Source organism: Desulforamulus profundi (assembly GCF_002607855.1).
In genome coordinates this window covers 48,410-64,655 of sequence record NZ_AWQQ01000049.1, presented here as the reverse complement: position 1 = coordinate 64,655, position 16,246 = coordinate 48,410, and the positions used below count along the sequence as shown (strand labels likewise).

Here is a 16,246-nt window from a genome sequence, read left to right as displayed (position 1 = left end):
ACCCAACTACTTTATCAAAGAAATAGCCTATAGACGTAAGATTTCTCACCTCTATCCTCTCACATCTCACTTCTCAAATCATCGGCCCCGGTTTAGGAAGGTCAGTTTTTCAAATCGCTGGATGGCTTCCTTTGGCACATTTTTGCCAAACCTAACCATCAACACATTGGCGGGATGTTCCGTGATGTCCGGATCGTCGGTAGCCATTTTCATCAACCCTACAGCAGAAAACAGTCGGGTCATCATCTTTTGGTAGTTCATCATGGTGAGGCCGCTGTTTTTCAAATCCCAATGCCAGCAAAATACAATGGTAACAACGATATGGTCTTCCACAAAGTTGTGGGAAAAGGCCGCCATAAGTAAATAATGGGCAATTTTATCGTTTCTCCATTCCGGGCTTACTTCCACGGCGCCTAACTCAAGGACGTAAGGGTGCTTGCTCCACCGGCTGTACTCATCAGGGGCATGAAAAGTTACATAACCGATGATTTTGTCCTGAAACCTGGCAATGAAGACTTTGCCTTCCGGCAGGTCGGAAATGAGCATTAATGCTTCCTGCTGCCTGGCGGGGGGGCGGAAATTTTTCAGACCGGGGTCCATGGTTAAGCGAGAGATGTAATCGCTGCTACAGGGACCTCCATATGAATAATGCCTCTGGATGTTCTGAGCACACCGTTTTCCATTTTAATCACCTTATTGTTGTTTGGTCTTTTGGTATCAGGGCTGAAGGCAATACTCATCGTGATCCCCCCTTACTTACAACTTAGACAGGATTACCGACCGTTAAGGTTTAAAAAACGACCTTTTAATTTATTATATGTTACTTGTACCTAAATTTACAAGCATTTAGCAACCTTTTTTTAGGGAGGTTCTTATACTAAACAATTTACGTTTTTCTGACAGGACTTTTTGTTTTCCCAAGTGTAACGACAGAAATCTCAGGAATGGTGCTGATTTTGAGTCTCCTTTGTAAAGAGTCACCGAAACTTGTAGGAAAAATTTTACAATTAAGCGGCAGGGAACTGCGACGAGAAAGGGAATAAGTAAGTATGAAAAGGCATATAATTCTATTTTTGCCGTTTAATTATAGTACAGGAAGGTGATGGGGTTCAGTGACCACAAAACTTAATTCCCTAACAGATGTTTTAAAAAAGACACTTTTCTTCTTTGATGGATTATCCGTTGAAGAAATCGCCCCCTATGTACAGAAGAAGATGCTGCAGGATTATTCAACTGCTAAGGTGATTGAAAAAATCAAACTGTGCTTAAAACAACACGCCTGCTTTTATAGCGATGAAAACGGCAAGTGGCGTTTAAAATTACAGGGTTATCCCGAAAACGATCACTTTTATCAAATGTTAATCAAACGCCAGCAGCCTATCGGGCTGCGCCAGGTGGTAACCAATCCTGTGGCCAGAAAGAAGAGAGTGCGGAAATTGGCCGAAGAGGCTGCTTTAATGCCGGACGGGCGGTTTGTCCAATTGGATAACGGTAGTTGGGGGTTGACCGAATGGAATGTTGATGCAGAACAGTATTCTTTAAAGCATCTGGTCATCAAAGCGCTCAAGATGCATCAAGGGGGGCTGTCCACCCAGCAGGTTTTCGAATGTGTCAATGAATGGCGGCAAACCACCAGGGCAACCGTGCAGCAAGTGTTAAACAAATTTCCCTATTTCGAAAGAAGCGGCAATGTTTGGACTTATAATCAACAGGGCCATGCATTGTACGATGATCTGGTAAAGCGGTATTTAAATATTTTAAACAAACAAAAGAAACAGTGGCAAAATGACCGGTCCAAACTGCTGCAAAAGAATGAGAAAATGGTGCTGCAGTTAAATGAATTGGGTTCAGCCCAGAGGGAAGCCGCCGCGGCACTGGCCCAAAGGGCTCGGTGGTTGAACAGTACAATCACCTGGCAACGCAGCTGTCCGAAAAGGACCTGCTGCTAAACCTCCGCAAAAAGGAAATCTTACGGTACAGGCACGAACTGGAGAGAACAGAGAATAAGGCCAACAGCATTCTCTACCAGTGCAGATTATGGGTTCGCAAATGCAAGGAGATGGAAAACGAAAGCGCAAGGTTAAAAGAATTGGCCGAAAAAAATCAAACCGGTTTGGAAGGCTTGTTTTCCAAGCTCCAACAATACAAGGAACGGGACCGGGAAAATAAGGCCCGGCTGGCTGAGTTGAAGGAACGCTACAGCACCAGGGTGGCAGAACTGCAGACTGAAATCGTAGAGCTAAAACAAAAAATTGAAAAATATCAAGAGCTGGCCAGTATTGAAGAGCGCAAGCTGCAGAGGGACATCAATACGCTCAGCAACGATCTGAAGGAGGCTCTGGAGGGTGGAGAAGACCTGCAGAAATCCCTCCGTTTAACCCAGCAGGAACTGAGCCGGGTGCAGGCTGAAAAACACGAGTTGGAAGCAAAACTGAACCGGCCTCTGGTACGATTTTTCAGTAAAGTCAGCAGTCTCTTCGGCTGGTAATAGGACAGGACTTAACGATCGCAAAAATCAGGGTGCACCGGGAGGTGTACCCTGATTTTGCTCGGAAACTATAAAACGGCCACGATCTGCTTAATGGCATTGATAAAATCAACGTTTTTGGGGTCCGCCACATTCAGGTAAATATTTTCAGTTTCCGGGGAGGGGTGGTAGGTTTTATCCAGAACCGGCACAATGCCGATGACCGGCAGGCCGGAATCCTTCTCGATTTCATCAATGGTAACCTGAATGGGGTCCGGCACCTTGTTTAAGACAATTTTAAAGTTTTCTGTGGAGTAACCCATATTTTGTAATTTATGCAAGTAGAGGATCAGGTCCTTTACGTTGTATCTGAAGTTATCCATAACAATCAGCACATGGTCAGCTTCTTCTAAGATGACCTGGTTATAATCCCGGTTGCTGCTGTCTGTATCGATCACCAGCATATCATAGGGCAGCTGCTTGAGGTTTCGTACCACAGTCCTTATCTTATGGGCAATTTCTTCATTCTCGGCCAGTTCTTTGGCGTTTTCACTGGACAGTACTTTCAGGCCGGTGTTGTGGGTCAGTAAATAGCTTCTCAGTTTATCTTCACTGAAGTTAATGGCGAAATAAGGATTTTTTTCCGCTTCCGCATCAATGTCCTTCAGCAGGTCTTCCAGGTTGGGGGAACTGGGCAGGCCCAGAGCCCGGCTGTGTGGGTCGGTAATGAAATCCAGGTCGGCCAGAAGAACTTTATTTCCCTGCAATTGCGTATAACCTGCCAATTCCTTGGCTACTTTCGTTTTTCCTTCACCCCGGTGAATACTGTGTACCATGATTGTTTTCATCATATCGCCTCCTGTATATTTTTATCACTACACGAGATAAATGTATAATATCACACCATTATTAATTATATCCTACTATGCCACAATTACTAATTAATTACAATAACCTAAAAAATTCCTTTAAATAAGTCTGTTTTTGAGTTTTGTTTAAATAATGACAAAAATATTTGTCATACCAGCGAGCCAGTGCTTAAGGTGATGTTTTAATTTTTCTTAATTCCATTCAATATCTTTGTGTTATTATAGTACTATAATCTTTTGATAACAAAATTTTGGCAGGTGAATGATTCTTGACCGGTAGGGGAAATATCATCAGTTATTTTATGTTGACCCTGGCTACCGTTGCCTGGGGAGGGGCCTTTGTGGCAGCCAAGATGGTGGTTACGGAATTGCATCCTCTGGTGGCCGCGGTGGCCCGTTTTTGGTTGGCCTTTTTATGCTTGATTCCCTTTATGCTCTGGAAGGAGAGGGGGAAAGCCAGGGTTTCGCTGCAGGATTGGCCTGTCTTGATCTTTCTTGGTTTCTCTGGTATTTTTCTTTATAATATCCTGTTTTTTAATGGTCTTAGGATATCGGCAGCGATGGATGGCTCCTTGCTGGTAGCCTGCGGACCTGTATTAACGGCTATTTTATCCGCTCTGGTCCTGAAAGAATGTTTGAATTTCAGGCAGGCTATGGGTTTCCTGGTATCCCTGGGCGGCGTGGTGGTGATCGTGACCAAGGGGGTGCCGTCTGCGCTGCTGGCCTGGGATATTAACCCCGGGGATATTATGTTGACCTGCAGCGCGCTGACCTGGAGTTTTTACTCCGTTGGCGGAAAAATCATTATGAAGAGGTTATCCCCGGTGGTTTCCACCACCTATGCCATGGGGATCGGGGCGGCCATGCTGACCCTGGCAGCCATCCCACAGCTGGCGGAGGAGCCCTTTGCCAACGTGACACAAACTTCTGTGGTGGGTTTGGGATATCTGGCTGTCATGGCCTCCGCCCTGGGATTTGTTTTCTGGTTTGAAGGAATCAAGAGGGTAGGGGCAGGAAAGGCCTCCATTTTCCAAAATATCGTTCCCCTGTCCGGGGCATGCCTGTCCATCCTGCTGCTGGGTGAGCGATTACAAACCTTTCATCCCATCGGTGCGATGTTGATATTAGGCGGCGTATATATGGTAACGAAACCTGCACGGGTTGCCAAAGCCGTCATCACAGCCGGTGTCCAACAGAATTCCTAAGAATAGTTGAGGCGCAGCCCGGTATTTGAGAGGTGAGAGGTTAGAGGTGAGAGAATTTTTTATAAATCCTTTATTACTCTTCTCACTTCTCACTTCTCAAACGCCGGGTTTTGCTTTTTGACCTGCTATAAACAACAATAGGTAGGTGGTTGACTTGCCGAAGGTATTGCTGGTTGATGATGAGGAGAAAATCAGGGACTTGGTGAAGGTTTATTTAGTCAAAGAAGGGTTTGAGGTGGACGAGCATGACAGCGGCAGTCAGGTTGTGACAAAGGTTAAGGACAATCAATACGATTTACTTATATTGGACCTTATGCTGCCCGGCACCGACGGGTTTACTGTCTGCAAGGAAATTCGCAAATTTTCTCGCATCCCTATTATTATGTTAACAGCTAAGGGAGAGGAAATCGACAGGGTCCTGGGGCTGGAGGTGGGGGCGGACGATTACATTGTTAAACCCTTCAGCCGAGGGAACTGGTGGCCCGGGTGAAAGCGGTGCTAAGACGTGTGGCGCCGGAAAGGGAACCTCTCCAAAAGGCACCGGACATGCTGGCTTTTCCCAACCTGAGGATCAATCCCGATTCCCGGACAGTGGAAGTCAGTGAGAAGGAAATTTCCTTAACACCCAAGGAGTTTGATTTGCTCCTTTATATGGCGAGATCGCCGGGCAGGGCCTTTTCCCGGGAGAACCTGTTGGAAAATGTCTGGGGTTATGATTTTTACGGGGATTTACGTACCGTGGATACGCATATCAACCGCCTGCGGGATAAACTATCGGCAGCAGGACTCAAACAAACCATTGCCACTGTCTGGGGAGTGGGCTATAAATTCGAGGTACCCAAATGATGCGGGGCAGTATTGTTAAAAAACTCTGGTTTGCCACGGCGCTGCTGGTGCTCTTGACCCTGGGCATCGCGACCCTGACCCAGCTGTGGCTGCTGCAGAAAACCTATTACCGGCAGCAGGTGGACAGGCTGCTGGATGGCGCCGGGGGTGCCGCCGGCGCCATTGCGGAAGACAGCAGTACGGAAGCGGTTTACTCGCAGTTGGACGGGCTGGCCGGCAGTTTGCAGGCCACGGTTTTTCTTTTGAATACCGAGGGCCAAATCATTTACAGCACCCGGGGCGGCGGTTGGTCCCGAGGCATGATGCACGGCATGGGAATGGGACCCCAGGGATTCGGGCATGGCATGTGGGAGCAGTTCTCCCAGGTGGATATGGATGAGGTGCTGGCCGGCCGGTCGGTTGTTTACCGGGGCCTTCATCCCATGTTTAAAACGGAGGTCATTACCGTGGCGGTCCCCATCGAAAAAGACCGTTCAGTGATCGGTGCGGTGGCCGTCAGTACACCCCTGCAGCCCATTGATGCCAACCTGCGCGCCTGCAGGGAGTAAGTTTATACAGCCTGCTGTTTGGCCTGCTGCTGGCTGCGCTCTTTAGCTGGTTGTTGTCCCGTTCCCTGTCCAGACCGCTGCTCCAAATGCAGGATGTAGCCAGGTCCATGGCCCGGGGAGATTACAGCAAGAGGGTCCGCATCTCCGGTGATGACGAGATTGGTTTGCTGGCGGACTCTTTAAACACTCTTTCCCGTGAGCTGGAAGAAAAGATCAACCTGCTGCGCCAGGTTGATGAGACCAGGAGGGACTTTGTGGCCAGCGTATCACACGAGTTAAGAACCCCTCTCACCATCATCCAGGGGAATGCCGAGGCTTTGCTGGACCGGGTGATAGAAGACCCGGCAAAACAAAGGGAGTATCTCAACAACATTTTGGAAGAAACCCTGCGGTTGAGACGCCTGGCCAATGAGCTGTTGGATTTACGAAAGATCGAGACAGGTGAGGTAAACTTTTATAAAGAAAGGGTAGATGCAGCAGGCATTTTCACCGGTGTGGTACAAAGAATGCAAGGGTTGGCCGAAGAAAAGCAAATCCAACTCAGACTCGAGACACCGGAGCAGGCAGTGCCAGTGGAGGCAGACCCGGACCGTTTGGGGCAGATACTGATTAACCTGATTGAAAATGCCCTGTGTTTTTCGCCCGGTGGGGGAGAAGTATTCGTAAAATTAATGGAAGGCAAGCACGAAATGATTGCCGAAGTCCGGGATAACGGCCCCGGTATCCCGGAAAGCGAACAGAAATTTATTTGGGACAAATTTTACAAGGTAGACAAATCACGTTCCCGCTCCGTCAGCGGTACCGGGCTTGGACTGGCCATTGTCAAACAACTGGTGGAACTGCACGGCGGCACTGTGACCCTGTCCAGCAAGCCCGGCCAGGGAACAACCTTCAGGTTTACCATACCGAAATAAATGAATCAAAGAAAAACGGCTATGCATTTCTGCGTAGCCATCTTTGCTTTTTGTTATAAATCTGCAATCTCCCACTTGCCGCAACGGGAACCCCAGCGGCCAATGGTGGCGTCATTTTCCAATACTTCAACAATCTCGCAGAGGTTGGAGCAGTCGTTGCATTCAAAGCTGCGGGTTTTATAAGAGAGGCTGGTTACATCAAAGCCCTTAAACTTTGTCTTACCGCCCCGGCTCAGTTCCTCCCTGGCCAGCTGGGCGGCGCCCAGGGCTCCCATCACGTTGTAATGCTTGGGCACCTGTACATCAAAGCCAAGGGCCCTTTCAAAGGCAGCCTTAATACCCTCATTGGCAGCAACCCCTCCCTGGAACAGGATTGGGGGCAGGATCTCCTTGCCTTTGCCTACGTTGTTTAAATAGTTGCGGACCAAAGCTTCGCAGAGGCCGTTAATGATGTCTTCCACCCGGTGCCCCATTTGCTGCTTGTGAATCATATCGGATTCCGCAAAAACCGTACACCGTCCCGCAATCCTGACGGAGGAGGTGGATTTTAAAGCCAGACCGCCGAATTCCTGAATGGGAATGCTCAACCGGGAAGCCTGCTGGTCCAAAAAAGAGCCGGTGCCTGCCGCACAGACGGTGTTCATGGCAAAGTCTGTAACCACGCCGTTTCTCAGAATAATAATCTTGGAATCCTGGCCGCCGATCTCCAGCACCGTTTGCACGTTGGGTTCGACCAGTGAAGCGGCCACTGCATGGGCGGTGATTTCGTTTTTAATGACATCCGCACCCACCATCACACCGGCCAAAAAGCGCCCGCTGCCGGTGGTACCGACCCCGGAGATTTCAAGGTCGGAGGGAATTTCTGCGGCAGCCTCCTTTAAACCCGCCTGCAGCGCCTCGATGGGACGACCCCTGGTCCGGAGATATAAGGAAGTGACCACTTCATTTTGTTCTGTAACGATAACAATGTTTGTACTTACGGAGCCAACGTCTATTCCTAAATAAGCCTTCATACATTACTCCTAACTCGTTACAGCCGGATGGGTATCCAGGCGTGCAAGTTTTTTTCTTTTTAACAAATCCACAAAGGCCTCCAAACGGGTGGCCATCCCGGCCTTGCCTGTTTGTTCATCCAAAAAGAACGTAAGGACCGGAATGTCATACTTACGGCTTACCTTTGTTAAGACTGTTTTGGAAACGATTTCCGGAATACAAGTGAAGGGGGCCAGTTGAACCACCCCGTCAAAACCACGCTGGGCATAAAGCACCGTGTGTCCCACCGAGTCCTGACCGTGTCCCCCGATGGCCACCGGGATCCAGGATTTTGCCGCTTCATGGCAGGTCACCACATCTTCACTGTTTTTGTTCAAATTGTCCCTGGTCCAGCCCGTTAAAAACATGGACCGTTCCACTTCTACACCCAAATTACCCAGAATTTCTTCAATTTCCTGATTGCTGGCCGGCTCCAGGAGAACGTAAATTTCCCCGATCATGCCTACCTTTAAAACCATACGGTCAGGGTCCTGGGGAATGCTGTTCAGCGCCTTGACGGATTCGTTATAAGCTTCATCGATTTGCCCGTAGGTTTTCGCCTTGTCCAGCCAGAGCTGGGCCTTGTGGTACACCTTGGAAGTGGTGCCGGCCACCAGTTCTCTGGGTCGAATTTTGTGGGTCAGTTTCTCCACGTTATCCAATGCCTTCAGCTTGTGCCAGCCCTTTTTAATGGCCTGGTAGACCGCCCGGTAAGACAGCCTGGCGCTGTTAAGGAAGTTAACCTTTTTCAAAAAGTCGATGGGGTGCCGGAGCGGCGCTTCAAAACAAACCATATTTACCTTATGTCCCAAGTCCTCAATAATCCTGTGGTGGACCTGGGCATACAAACCGGCCTGCAGGGTCCGTGTCCGCCGGAAGTAACCAGGGTGTTGGCGCCCATCTCGATGGTTTCTAAATAAGTGCCCAGCAGGATTTTAAAGGGCAAGCAGGCAAACTCCGGAGCATGTTGGACCCCCAGGTCCAGGGTTTTTTGCTGGGCCGGGGGGAACAATTACTTCATTGCCCATTTCCTCCATCAGCATTTTAAAGGCAATATAGGAATGGCCCATGCGGGGAAAAGTCACTTTCAGCATCCACTAGACCCCCTTTTTTCTGCGTCTTACCATATCTGTAAAGGCTTCCAGTCTGGTGGATATGCCAGCCTCTCCGCTGTGCTCGTCAATCATCAAAATCATAAAGGGAATATGCGGGTACTTCTTGGATTCCATTTCAATCATCCGGTAAACCATCGCATCAGGCCCACAGCCAAAGGCGGTAACATAAATAACACCATCCACCCGGCCTTCCTGAAAGAAGTGAAGGGCAGAGCGAAAGGCCCGGTCGCTAAAGGTCCAGAACATGTCTTTGGGGTACTGGTGCTTCTGTCTGACCAATACCGCCGGCGACAAATTCTCTGTGGTTACCACCTGAACGCCCAGGCGGCGCAGCTTGGTTAGAACCCCGACATTAATAAAATCATCGTAAAGATGGTAGGGATAACCCAAGACGGCAAACTTAAGAGAGCCTTCGGCATAAACAGTGTCAGTATTTTTCGCCCCGCCCAAAACGGTAATGGCCTGGTTGGGCAGCAGACCGGATTGCAATAACTCCAGATACCGGTGTTCGGTAGTTAATGAACGATAAAAGGCCTTAAGAATTTTTAGTTTATCATTGGTGAATTTACTGCCCAATTCAAAGAAGGACTTGGCCAATTCAGTCCGCCTGGCCAGAAATCCTTTAGAACGGTTGTTAAACATGGTGTCGATGACCGGAGGCAAATGACTCAGGCTGTGTTTAATCATGTCCGGCAAACCTAAAAATTTTGGGCAGTAAAGGGTTTGACTGTTCAGACAGTACAGCCTGGGAATAAATATATAATCTGCCTTATCCTTAAGAGAAAGGACATGACCATAATAAAGCTTAATAGGGACACATGCTTCCGCCAGTGCTTCCTTGACACCGTCGTCAAGCATCTGTCTGTTACTTAAACCTGAGGTGACAACATTTACGCCCAATTCATTCAAAAAAGCACGCCATCTGGGGAAGTATAAATAATAGGCTAACGCCCGTGGTATCCCTACTGTAGCAGCAGACATTCCATGCCCTCCTTAACTACTGACAGGAAATAATTTCTACATACTCTATGAAACTCCTTCATAAAATAGGCCAACTTCAGTGCAAACATTTGCTTACTAACCGGTGAGCAAATCTATAAATTCACGTTAATTTTTCATTGATGAATACTCATAATCTTTTGAGAAAATAAACTATGAAGTTATTCCCCTGGTAAATGTTTTAACGTAATGACTCATACAGGTGTGAATATCGAGGTTTTTGGTTAACCCTCCGATCATAAAAAAATACATAAACAGCCCGAAATTAGCAGAAATAAAATTCATACCAATATCTGGAGGATCATGAACGATACCATTCTCCTTCATTTCTGAGAAATAGTTTGTCAGCAGCCTCCAGAATTTTTTCGGATGTGTTTACTGTATTCACGGTCACACCCCTTTGGATCCTGCAATGTTAGTGGGCGCTAACATGGTTTATTTTAATATGTCAGAAGTACCTTGTCAAAATGGACTTTTATACCCAGGAAAAAATCCGGAACCGTAAATAAAACCTAAAAATAAGGACAGTATTTTTATAAGCAGGATAAAGTTTTGTTGCGGGGAATAAAGGTTATAAAGTAATTGAAAAGGGTGGATGTTATGAAGGATTTAAAAGAAACAACCATTTCATCGAAACGTGTTTATGAAGGGAAAATCTTAAACCTGAGAGTGGACCGGGTGCTTTTACCCAACGGGAAAGAAAGCGGCAGAGAGGTGGTGGAATTTTCCGAGGCGGTGGCCATTGTGCCCATTGCGGAGGACGGCAAAGTCCTGCTGGTAACCCAGTACCGCTACCCGGTGGGAGATGTTTTGCTGGAAGCCCCCGCGGGCAAAATGGACCCAAAGGAGGACCCGGAAACATGCGCCCGCCGGGAACTGCAGGAAGAAACCGGCTATACCGCCGGTTCTCTGGAGAAAATCTGCGAATTTTACACCACCCCGGGCTTTACCAATGAATTAATGCACGTGTTTCTGGCCCAGGAACTGACCCCCGGCGAACAGAACCCCGACGAAGACGAGTTTGTCCAGGTCGAAGCCGTTTCCTTGCAGGACGCCATTGCCATGATCTACAACGGAAAAATCAGAGACGGCAAGACCATTGCCGGACTGCTGGCGGCCTATAATATGTTAAAGGAGTAACGTCTTAAAATAGTCATTGCAAAAAGGAGTGAAATGTTGAATAAAGAATTAATCAAATTCTGGACAGCACTGGTTTGGAAAGTATTCATCTGGAAAATGAACAGAGATTGCCTGCAGAAAACATTTTGCGCCAATGAATAAACCCGAGGGACGGCAAAAGCCTACCCTCGGGTTTGGTTTTATTAGAGATTATTTTCCCATGGAAAGAGCTCTGGGAGGAAATTCTTTAGAGGGCCTCGGGCTGATTAAGCAGCATGAACTACCCTTGGCGGCCTCTCTTATGGTCTGGGCCGTTGACTTAAGGGTCGTGCAGAGGTGGGGAGATATTTTAATGTTTAATTTAGAATGATGCATGGTGTACCTGGTGTTGGCAGGGCAGTTCTGACATTTTTCATGCTGGCGCTTCATGAACTCCAATTGCCGGGAAGTGGGGCGGATATAACCCTTTTCACAGTGTTCAAAGAAGTCTTTAATCCCCAGCGGGTCGTCCTCCACAGGGCAATTGCAAACTATTTCCACAGAAGCCGGTTCGGTATTCATATGAGAAGTGACCAGCTCACAGACCGTCATGCTAAGGGTTCCCTTTGCCTTTAACGGGCAGGAGCCGTTTTCACACGATGCAAAATCCTTTTCACCACAGGACTTGCGAATACCAACAACCTCTCTGAAATGATTCACCTGTATCATAATCAATGACCTCCATTGATTGTAGGTCTACAAAAATATCACGTTTTCAATTAAAATAATGTATCTTCTGTCCGAATTGTACCTCTTAAAAAATTTGCAGTTTTGAGAAGAAGGTTCACACTTCGGATTATAATTCCGAGTTTAAGTACAATGTCTTTGCAACGGATATTGGTTTTTAGACTAATTAATGGGTGTTGTGACGTCATCTAACAAGGTATTCCCGTAACTTGCCAACTTGAATGTGGTTGGGACGCTACGGGAATACCCAGAACATTATCGGAAATGGACTTTGGAATAAGGTGTTTTTTTAAATCAGACATACTTATAATTCGAGGAAAAGCGCCAGATATACATGTGGCCTGATAATTCCCAGCACCACGACGGCGGTCTGGCATTACTTCGAAAACTGTCAACTGGAACCGGGTGCAAGCTTATAACGATTGACCCACATTGACCGAGGATTACTTTTTCACCGGGTTTAAGAATTTGGTACTCCCCCTGGTAGTGGGGTTCTTCAAAAACACAGATATACAGGTCGCCGGTGTCTACGGATGTAACCCTGGGCATATTGGCAAAGCTGTTTATGGCTGTGTCTGGCACTAAATCATAGGAAAAATTGTCATGATAAAGTTTAGCGGTTTTTGTTATATGCTTACTACGGAAAAATCCCGCTATAGTTTTCCTGATCTGGCTTACCAAATGGCAAATACCTATTCCTGAGTAATGTTCGCTGGAATGTGAATGGATTGACATATTATATGCTCCTTTCACCAAAAATAAAATAGACCGGCAGCCCCAATTGTGAGGCGTCCGGTCTATCGTTGTTCGATTCGACCTTGCATATATTTGTTTATTTTGATTAAATATTAGCATTAAATAACACCTACGTCAACCACTGAAAGCCAGTCCCAAAAAAATATCTCAAAGCCACTTCCTTACTTGTTCTGTTGTTCATGTGCTAAGGTAATCATTGCGTTCTCTTCTTGTAGTATCCCTGGTATTATTCTTTAGTTTAGGGGGATAAAATTATGTTTAGTTTCTGGCCGAAGAACTTTCGATTTCAGATGGTTATTCTAGTATCTGTTCTTCTTGTTCCGGTAATGATAATGGCCTTTGACATTACATTTCTTTCCAGGACAGATGATGTTTTGGTGCAGGATCTGGAGAATAAACTTACCCGTATTGTTGACAGAATGAGCAACCAAATACAAAATCAAGTAACGATCCAATTAAAGGAGAATCCCGAACTGGATGTTTCTTCTGCCTTAAGAAAATCCTTTGAGGAAGGCGCAGAACCGATAGTCGACATTAACAAGAGAGTTAGGCTGGGTTTATATATTGTAGAACAAGATAAAATTTACATTCAAGGTTACCTACATGAAAACCCCCCGCCGGGAGGCGAGAGCCCGAGCACCCGCTTGCAGCGTATCTATAATGAAACAGCTGACGGCATTAAAGCCGTACTGGCAGGGGGAGTCCCCATTACCAAATTGGGGAAAACCTGGGACGATAGGTTTCTGGAATACCTGGCCCCTATCCGCGTTAATTCCCAATTGGTTGCGGTAGTCTGGGCACAGGAGCGAATGCATCCGATTTTTGCGGAAAGTGCTAATGCCCGCCAAATAATATTGATATTTACACTGGTAATATTTGTCTTTGGAGTTGGCACTACCTTGGTCTCCATAGTATCATGGGTTAGGAAAGTAAGACATATTAGAGACGGGCTGATAAAGCTGGAAAGTAATTTAAACAGCCCATTACCGGATATGCCTGGAGAAATGGGACAGATTACAAGGGCTATTAACAAGATGGCAGCCAGCCTTACGGAAAAAGAACTAATGGCGGAAGAACTCCGCCGTGCTGAGTACCTATCCGCTCTGGGCAGGTTTGTTACAGATATTGCCCATGAATTGCGTAGCCCGGTTAGCATTATACAGACTACGGTTGAGTTAATGGAACCACAGGTAAGAAACCAGTTGGAATTAAAAGAGTGTCTGGCTATGATTCAGAAACAGCTAGACCGCCATAACCTCCTTACCACAGAGTTGTTAAACTTTGGCAGCCCAACCCGGGTTAAAAGGGAGATTTTTGACCTTCGGGAACTGGTGAGTGCAGTAACATCAACGGTCAAACAACTTTTTCGAAAAAACAAGATTGTCTTAAGCATTATTCATTCCGAAGAGTTACCTTTTGTTAAAGGTGATCAGGAAAAGTTGACCCAGACCTTCATGAACCTCATTATCAATGCAATACAGGCTATGCCTCATGGAGGTACCCTTACAATAGAAACATTTGTTAAGGGGGATGCGGTTTGTGTATCATTCACTGATACAGGAGAGGGAATCAAACAGGAGGACTTAACTGAGATATTCAAACCATTTTTTTCAAGAAAAACCGGAGGCAGTGGCTTGGGTTAGCCATTAGCAAAAAAATTGTGGAGAGCCACGGCGGAACAATTAGTGTAGAAAGCTTGACAGGAAAAGGAGCAAGTTTTACTATTTGTTTACCTGCGAATGGTTAGGGTTTTGGTCATTATTTAACTTTGTAAAATCTGAACGTAACATATTGTGCAATAAAGAGCAAGAAATAGAAGGTGAATTTTGGAGGAAAAACTAAAATTACGAATAGGGAGGTATGGTTTAATGTCTAAGACTATAATTTTAATTATTGATGACGAACTTGAAATGCACTGGGCACTAGAAAAAGCGCTGCAACAGGAGGGCTATGAGATACTTAAGGCAGCCAGCGGTACTGAGGGGCTGCAGATACTTGCTTCACAGGAGGTTTCTATAGTTCTGCTGGATTACAAAATGCCCGGGATGACAGGTTGGAGGCTCTGGAACAGATTAGAAAGCAGTGGCCGGACTTGCCGGTGATTTTCATGACCGGATACAGTAGCATTCCTACCGCGACTGACTCTATAGCCAAGGGGACTACGGCTTATGTATCAAAACCTTTTCGCCTGGATGACATCAAGGAAACTATCAAAAGGGTGCTCAGTACTGTGAAATAAAGGTTGCACCAACATTTGTTAAAATAAAACGATTTTAATTGATTGACAAAAAAATAGGTATGTGTTACTTTTCCGTCAAGAATAAAAATGTAGGCCGAATCGAACAACGATAGGCGATTGCCTTTGCCAGTGCAAAGGTAATCGTCCTATTATTTTTGTTCCAAATGTAACGAAAAACCGGTTTGTTATTTCTATAATACCCAATATTGGTTCCACTACTTCTTTTTCTATAAAGTCAAAGTAGCTAAGGGGGGTTCCAGCATGTCAGATGAACGGACTACTCGAGGCCTAAGCAATAAGGAAAAGCAATTAGTCTTATTTATCCGTGAGTTTGGTTGGGGTGATATGAAGATACGCGTAGAAAATGGTGAACCTGTTCTTATATATGAAGCCGTAAAAACAATTAGACTTGATGACAAACCGCTAAACCTAAAGAATACACGTCAAAGAAATGATGGAGACGCTACTATAAAAAAACATAATAACTACAACCTTATATCATTTAACCAATTGACAATAAAACACTTTTTTGTTACCTTTCATAGCATAATTAAATAACTCATGGTGGCCGAATCGAACAACGATAGGCCGGTTAATCTTGCAAGCCATTTAGCAAGATTAACCGGCCTATTATTTTTTGTACCCTGCAGTGAAAATAATTGGGTACTGGATAAACAGGTAATGCCACCGGAATGACCAGACAAAACGGCTTGTCTAGTTAATTCGCTAACAAGCCATAGAGGCTAAATTAACTGATAAGGGCCTATAGCACTTTGATAAAAAAATAAGGAGGGATGCCTATGATGTTTTTCCGGAATTAATTACTCGTGTTAATGGTAATGAGCACACCTATGTCAAGCTTATCAAGAACTATAGGGAAGAAGGTAAAGTTAAACAAAGGGTTGTCGCTAACCTGGGCAATGTGGCCATGATGAATAATAGGGCAAGGACTTTCAGAAAAGGGGAGGTGGTTACGAAGAGCTTATTATGTATTAAAAAATGATATTTGTCGGAATCTAGTAGTTTAAATTTAATAAGTGATAGTAATCACAAAGACAAGTTTTAAAAAGGAGGTTGATTTAATGGCTGCTTTATATCGAACAATTATGGTTTCGACATGTGTAATATTCGTATCTTACTGGTTTTATTGTATATTTAGCGGCAAGATGGTTGGCAAATAAATAATTCATGTAAGGAGGTTGGAATATGGAATTCTTGAATGATTTCTGGCAGTGGTCTGCTGTGTTGTCCAAGGAAAAGCCTATGCAGTTCGGACTTTTAACTGTTGTAACTATGGCCGGAATAGGGGCAGTACTTGCTGGTTGTGCAGAATTAGTTTTTAAAGCTCTGAAAATTGACCTTGGTAAATATAAAGAAGGTGGCGGCATGCATTAAAATTTTTTGTTTAAAA

The 16,246-nt window shown here is 45.6% G+C and carries 14 protein-coding genes and 4 pseudogenes; 10 read left to right on the top strand and 8 right to left on the bottom strand.

Annotated elements, in window-relative coordinates:
• Nucleotides 1-78: 78 nt before the first annotated feature.
• Together P378_RS08665 and P378_RS21450 are read right to left on the bottom strand one after the other, a co-directional pair.
• Nucleotides 79-546 carry a GNAT family N-acetyltransferase gene (locus P378_RS08665; RefSeq protein WP_238473055.1) on the bottom strand — a complete coding sequence of 156 codons (468 nt, stop codon included), beginning with the start codon at nucleotides 544-546 and terminating at the stop codon, nucleotides 79-81.
• 56 nt (nucleotides 547-602) lie between these two features.
• A complete protein-coding gene (locus tag P378_RS21450) occupies nucleotides 603-740 on the bottom strand; it encodes a hypothetical protein (RefSeq protein WP_238473054.1) in 138 nt (45 codons plus the stop codon).
• A 372-nt stretch (nucleotides 741-1,112) separates the two neighbouring features.
• Between P378_RS21450 and P378_RS08660 the strand changes: the two are divergent.
• Nucleotides 1,113-2,488, top strand: a pseudogene (locus tag P378_RS08660) (phage-shock protein).
• A gap of 68 nt (nucleotides 2,489-2,556) precedes the next feature.
• On the opposite strand, the gene P378_RS08655 reads toward P378_RS08660, so the two are convergent.
• On the bottom strand, nucleotides 2,557-3,318 hold the full coding sequence (locus tag P378_RS08655; protein WP_238473053.1) for a CpaE/TadZ family protein: 762 nt from the start codon (nucleotides 3,316-3,318) through the stop codon (nucleotides 2,557-2,559).
• Nucleotides 3,319-3,605: 287 nt separating this feature from the next.
• Between P378_RS08655 and P378_RS08650 the strand changes: the two genes are divergently transcribed.
• From P378_RS08650 to P378_RS21440, 4 genes and pseudogenes are all read left to right on the top strand, one after another.
• A complete protein-coding gene (locus P378_RS08650) occupies nucleotides 3,606-4,541 on the top strand; it encodes a DMT family transporter (RefSeq protein ID WP_099082962.1) in 936 nt (311 codons plus the stop codon).
• Nucleotides 4,542-4,695: 154 nt separating this feature from the next.
• Nucleotides 4,696-5,387: pseudogene (locus tag P378_RS08645) on the top strand (response regulator).
• On the top strand, nucleotides 5,384-5,935 hold the full coding sequence (locus P378_RS21445; RefSeq protein WP_238473052.1) for a hypothetical protein: 552 nt from the start codon (nucleotides 5,384-5,386) through the stop codon (nucleotides 5,933-5,935). Before P378_RS08645 ends, P378_RS21445 begins: the two are co-directional and overlap by 4 nt.
• Nucleotides 5,936-5,988: 53 nt before the next feature.
• A complete protein-coding gene (locus P378_RS21440; RefSeq protein WP_238473051.1) occupies nucleotides 5,989-6,849 on the top strand; it encodes a sensor histidine kinase in 861 nt (286 codons plus the stop codon).
• A gap of 53 nt (nucleotides 6,850-6,902) precedes the next feature.
• On the opposite strand, the gene P378_RS08635 is transcribed toward P378_RS21440, so the two are convergent.
• The 4 genes from P378_RS08635 to P378_RS08625 all read right to left on the bottom strand — a co-directional run bounded on the left by P378_RS08635 (nucleotide 6,903) and on the right by P378_RS08625 (nucleotide 9,977).
• Entirely contained in the window at nucleotides 6,903-7,862 is a 960-nt protein-coding gene (locus tag P378_RS08635) for an acyl-CoA dehydratase activase (RefSeq protein ID WP_099082961.1), read from the bottom strand.
• Nucleotides 7,863-7,871: 9 nt separating this feature from the next.
• Complete coding sequence (locus tag P378_RS08630) at nucleotides 7,872-8,693, bottom strand: CoA protein activase (RefSeq protein WP_338013878.1); 822 nt, start codon at nucleotides 8,691-8,693, stop codon at nucleotides 7,872-7,874.
• On the bottom strand, nucleotides 8,678-8,893 hold the full coding sequence (locus P378_RS23515; RefSeq protein WP_338013877.1) for a hypothetical protein: 216 nt from the start codon (nucleotides 8,891-8,893) through the stop codon (nucleotides 8,678-8,680). The genes P378_RS08630 and P378_RS23515 overlap by 16 nt, the downstream gene beginning before the upstream one ends.
• Nucleotides 8,894-8,978: 85 nt before the next feature.
• The gene (locus P378_RS08625; RefSeq protein ID WP_099082960.1) at nucleotides 8,979-9,977 is read right to left on the bottom strand and encodes an acyl-CoA dehydratase activase-related protein; all 999 of its coding nucleotides are present in this window, start codon (nucleotides 9,975-9,977) and stop codon (nucleotides 8,979-8,981) included.
• A gap of 618 nt (nucleotides 9,978-10,595) precedes the next feature.
• Here P378_RS08625 and P378_RS08620 point away from each other — a divergent pair.
• Entirely contained in the window at nucleotides 10,596-11,135 is a 540-nt protein-coding gene (locus P378_RS08620) for an NUDIX hydrolase (RefSeq protein WP_099082959.1), read from the top strand.
• 189 nt (nucleotides 11,136-11,324) lie between these two features.
• On the opposite strand, the gene P378_RS08615 is transcribed toward P378_RS08620, so the two are convergent.
• Nucleotides 11,325-11,822, bottom strand: a complete 498-nt coding sequence (locus P378_RS08615; protein WP_099082958.1) for a hypothetical protein — start codon at nucleotides 11,820-11,822, stop codon at nucleotides 11,325-11,327.
• Nucleotides 11,823-12,850: 1,028 nt separating this feature from the next.
• Here P378_RS08615 and P378_RS18970 point away from each other — a divergent pair.
• The 4 genes and pseudogenes from P378_RS18970 to P378_RS08595 all read left to right on the top strand — a co-directional run bounded on the left by P378_RS18970 (nucleotide 12,851) and on the right by P378_RS08595 (nucleotide 16,230).
• A pseudogene (locus P378_RS18970) lies at nucleotides 12,851-14,343 on the top strand (ATP-binding protein).
• A gap of 121 nt (nucleotides 14,344-14,464) precedes the next feature.
• Nucleotides 14,465-14,835, top strand: a pseudogene (locus P378_RS24090) (response regulator).
• A 261-nt stretch (nucleotides 14,836-15,096) separates the two neighbouring features.
• Nucleotides 15,097-15,393, top strand: coding sequence for a hypothetical protein (locus P378_RS08600; protein ID WP_099082957.1), 297 nt, complete (start codon nucleotides 15,097-15,099; stop codon nucleotides 15,391-15,393).
• A 648-nt stretch (nucleotides 15,394-16,041) separates the two neighbouring features.
• Entirely contained in the window at nucleotides 16,042-16,230 is a 189-nt protein-coding gene (locus P378_RS08595) for a hypothetical protein (RefSeq protein WP_099082956.1), read from the top strand.
• Nucleotides 16,231-16,246 lie beyond the last annotated feature (16 nt).

Excerpts from the sequence above, each read along its gene's own strand:
- P378_RS08665 (WP_238473055.1), bottom strand. The coding sequence starts at position 546 with ATGCTCATTTCCGACCTGCCGGAAGGCAAAGTCTTCATTGCCAGGTTT.
- P378_RS21450 (WP_238473054.1), bottom strand. The coding sequence starts at position 740 with ATGAGTATTGCCTTCAGCCCTGATACCAAAAGACCAAACAACAATAAG.
- P378_RS08655 (WP_238473053.1), bottom strand. The coding sequence starts at position 3,318 with ATGATGAAAACAATCATGGTACACAGTATTCACCGGGGTGAAGGAAAA.
- P378_RS21445 (WP_238473052.1), top strand. The coding sequence starts at position 5,384 with ATGATGCGGGGCAGTATTGTTAAAAAACTCTGGTTTGCCACGGCGCTG.
- P378_RS08635 (WP_099082961.1), bottom strand. The coding sequence starts at position 7,862 with ATGAAGGCTTATTTAGGAATAGACGTTGGCTCCGTAAGTACAAACATT.
- P378_RS08625 (WP_099082960.1), bottom strand. The coding sequence starts at position 9,977 with ATGTCTGCTGCTACAGTAGGGATACCACGGGCGTTAGCCTATTATTTA.
- P378_RS08620 (WP_099082959.1), top strand. The coding sequence starts at position 10,596 with ATGAAGGATTTAAAAGAAACAACCATTTCATCGAAACGTGTTTATGAA.
- P378_RS08615 (WP_099082958.1), bottom strand. The coding sequence starts at position 11,822 with ATGATACAGGTGAATCATTTCAGAGAGGTTGTTGGTATTCGCAAGTCC.
- P378_RS08600 (WP_099082957.1), top strand. The coding sequence starts at position 15,097 with ATGTCAGATGAACGGACTACTCGAGGCCTAAGCAATAAGGAAAAGCAA.
- P378_RS08595 (WP_099082956.1), top strand. The coding sequence starts at position 16,042 with ATGGAATTCTTGAATGATTTCTGGCAGTGGTCTGCTGTGTTGTCCAAG.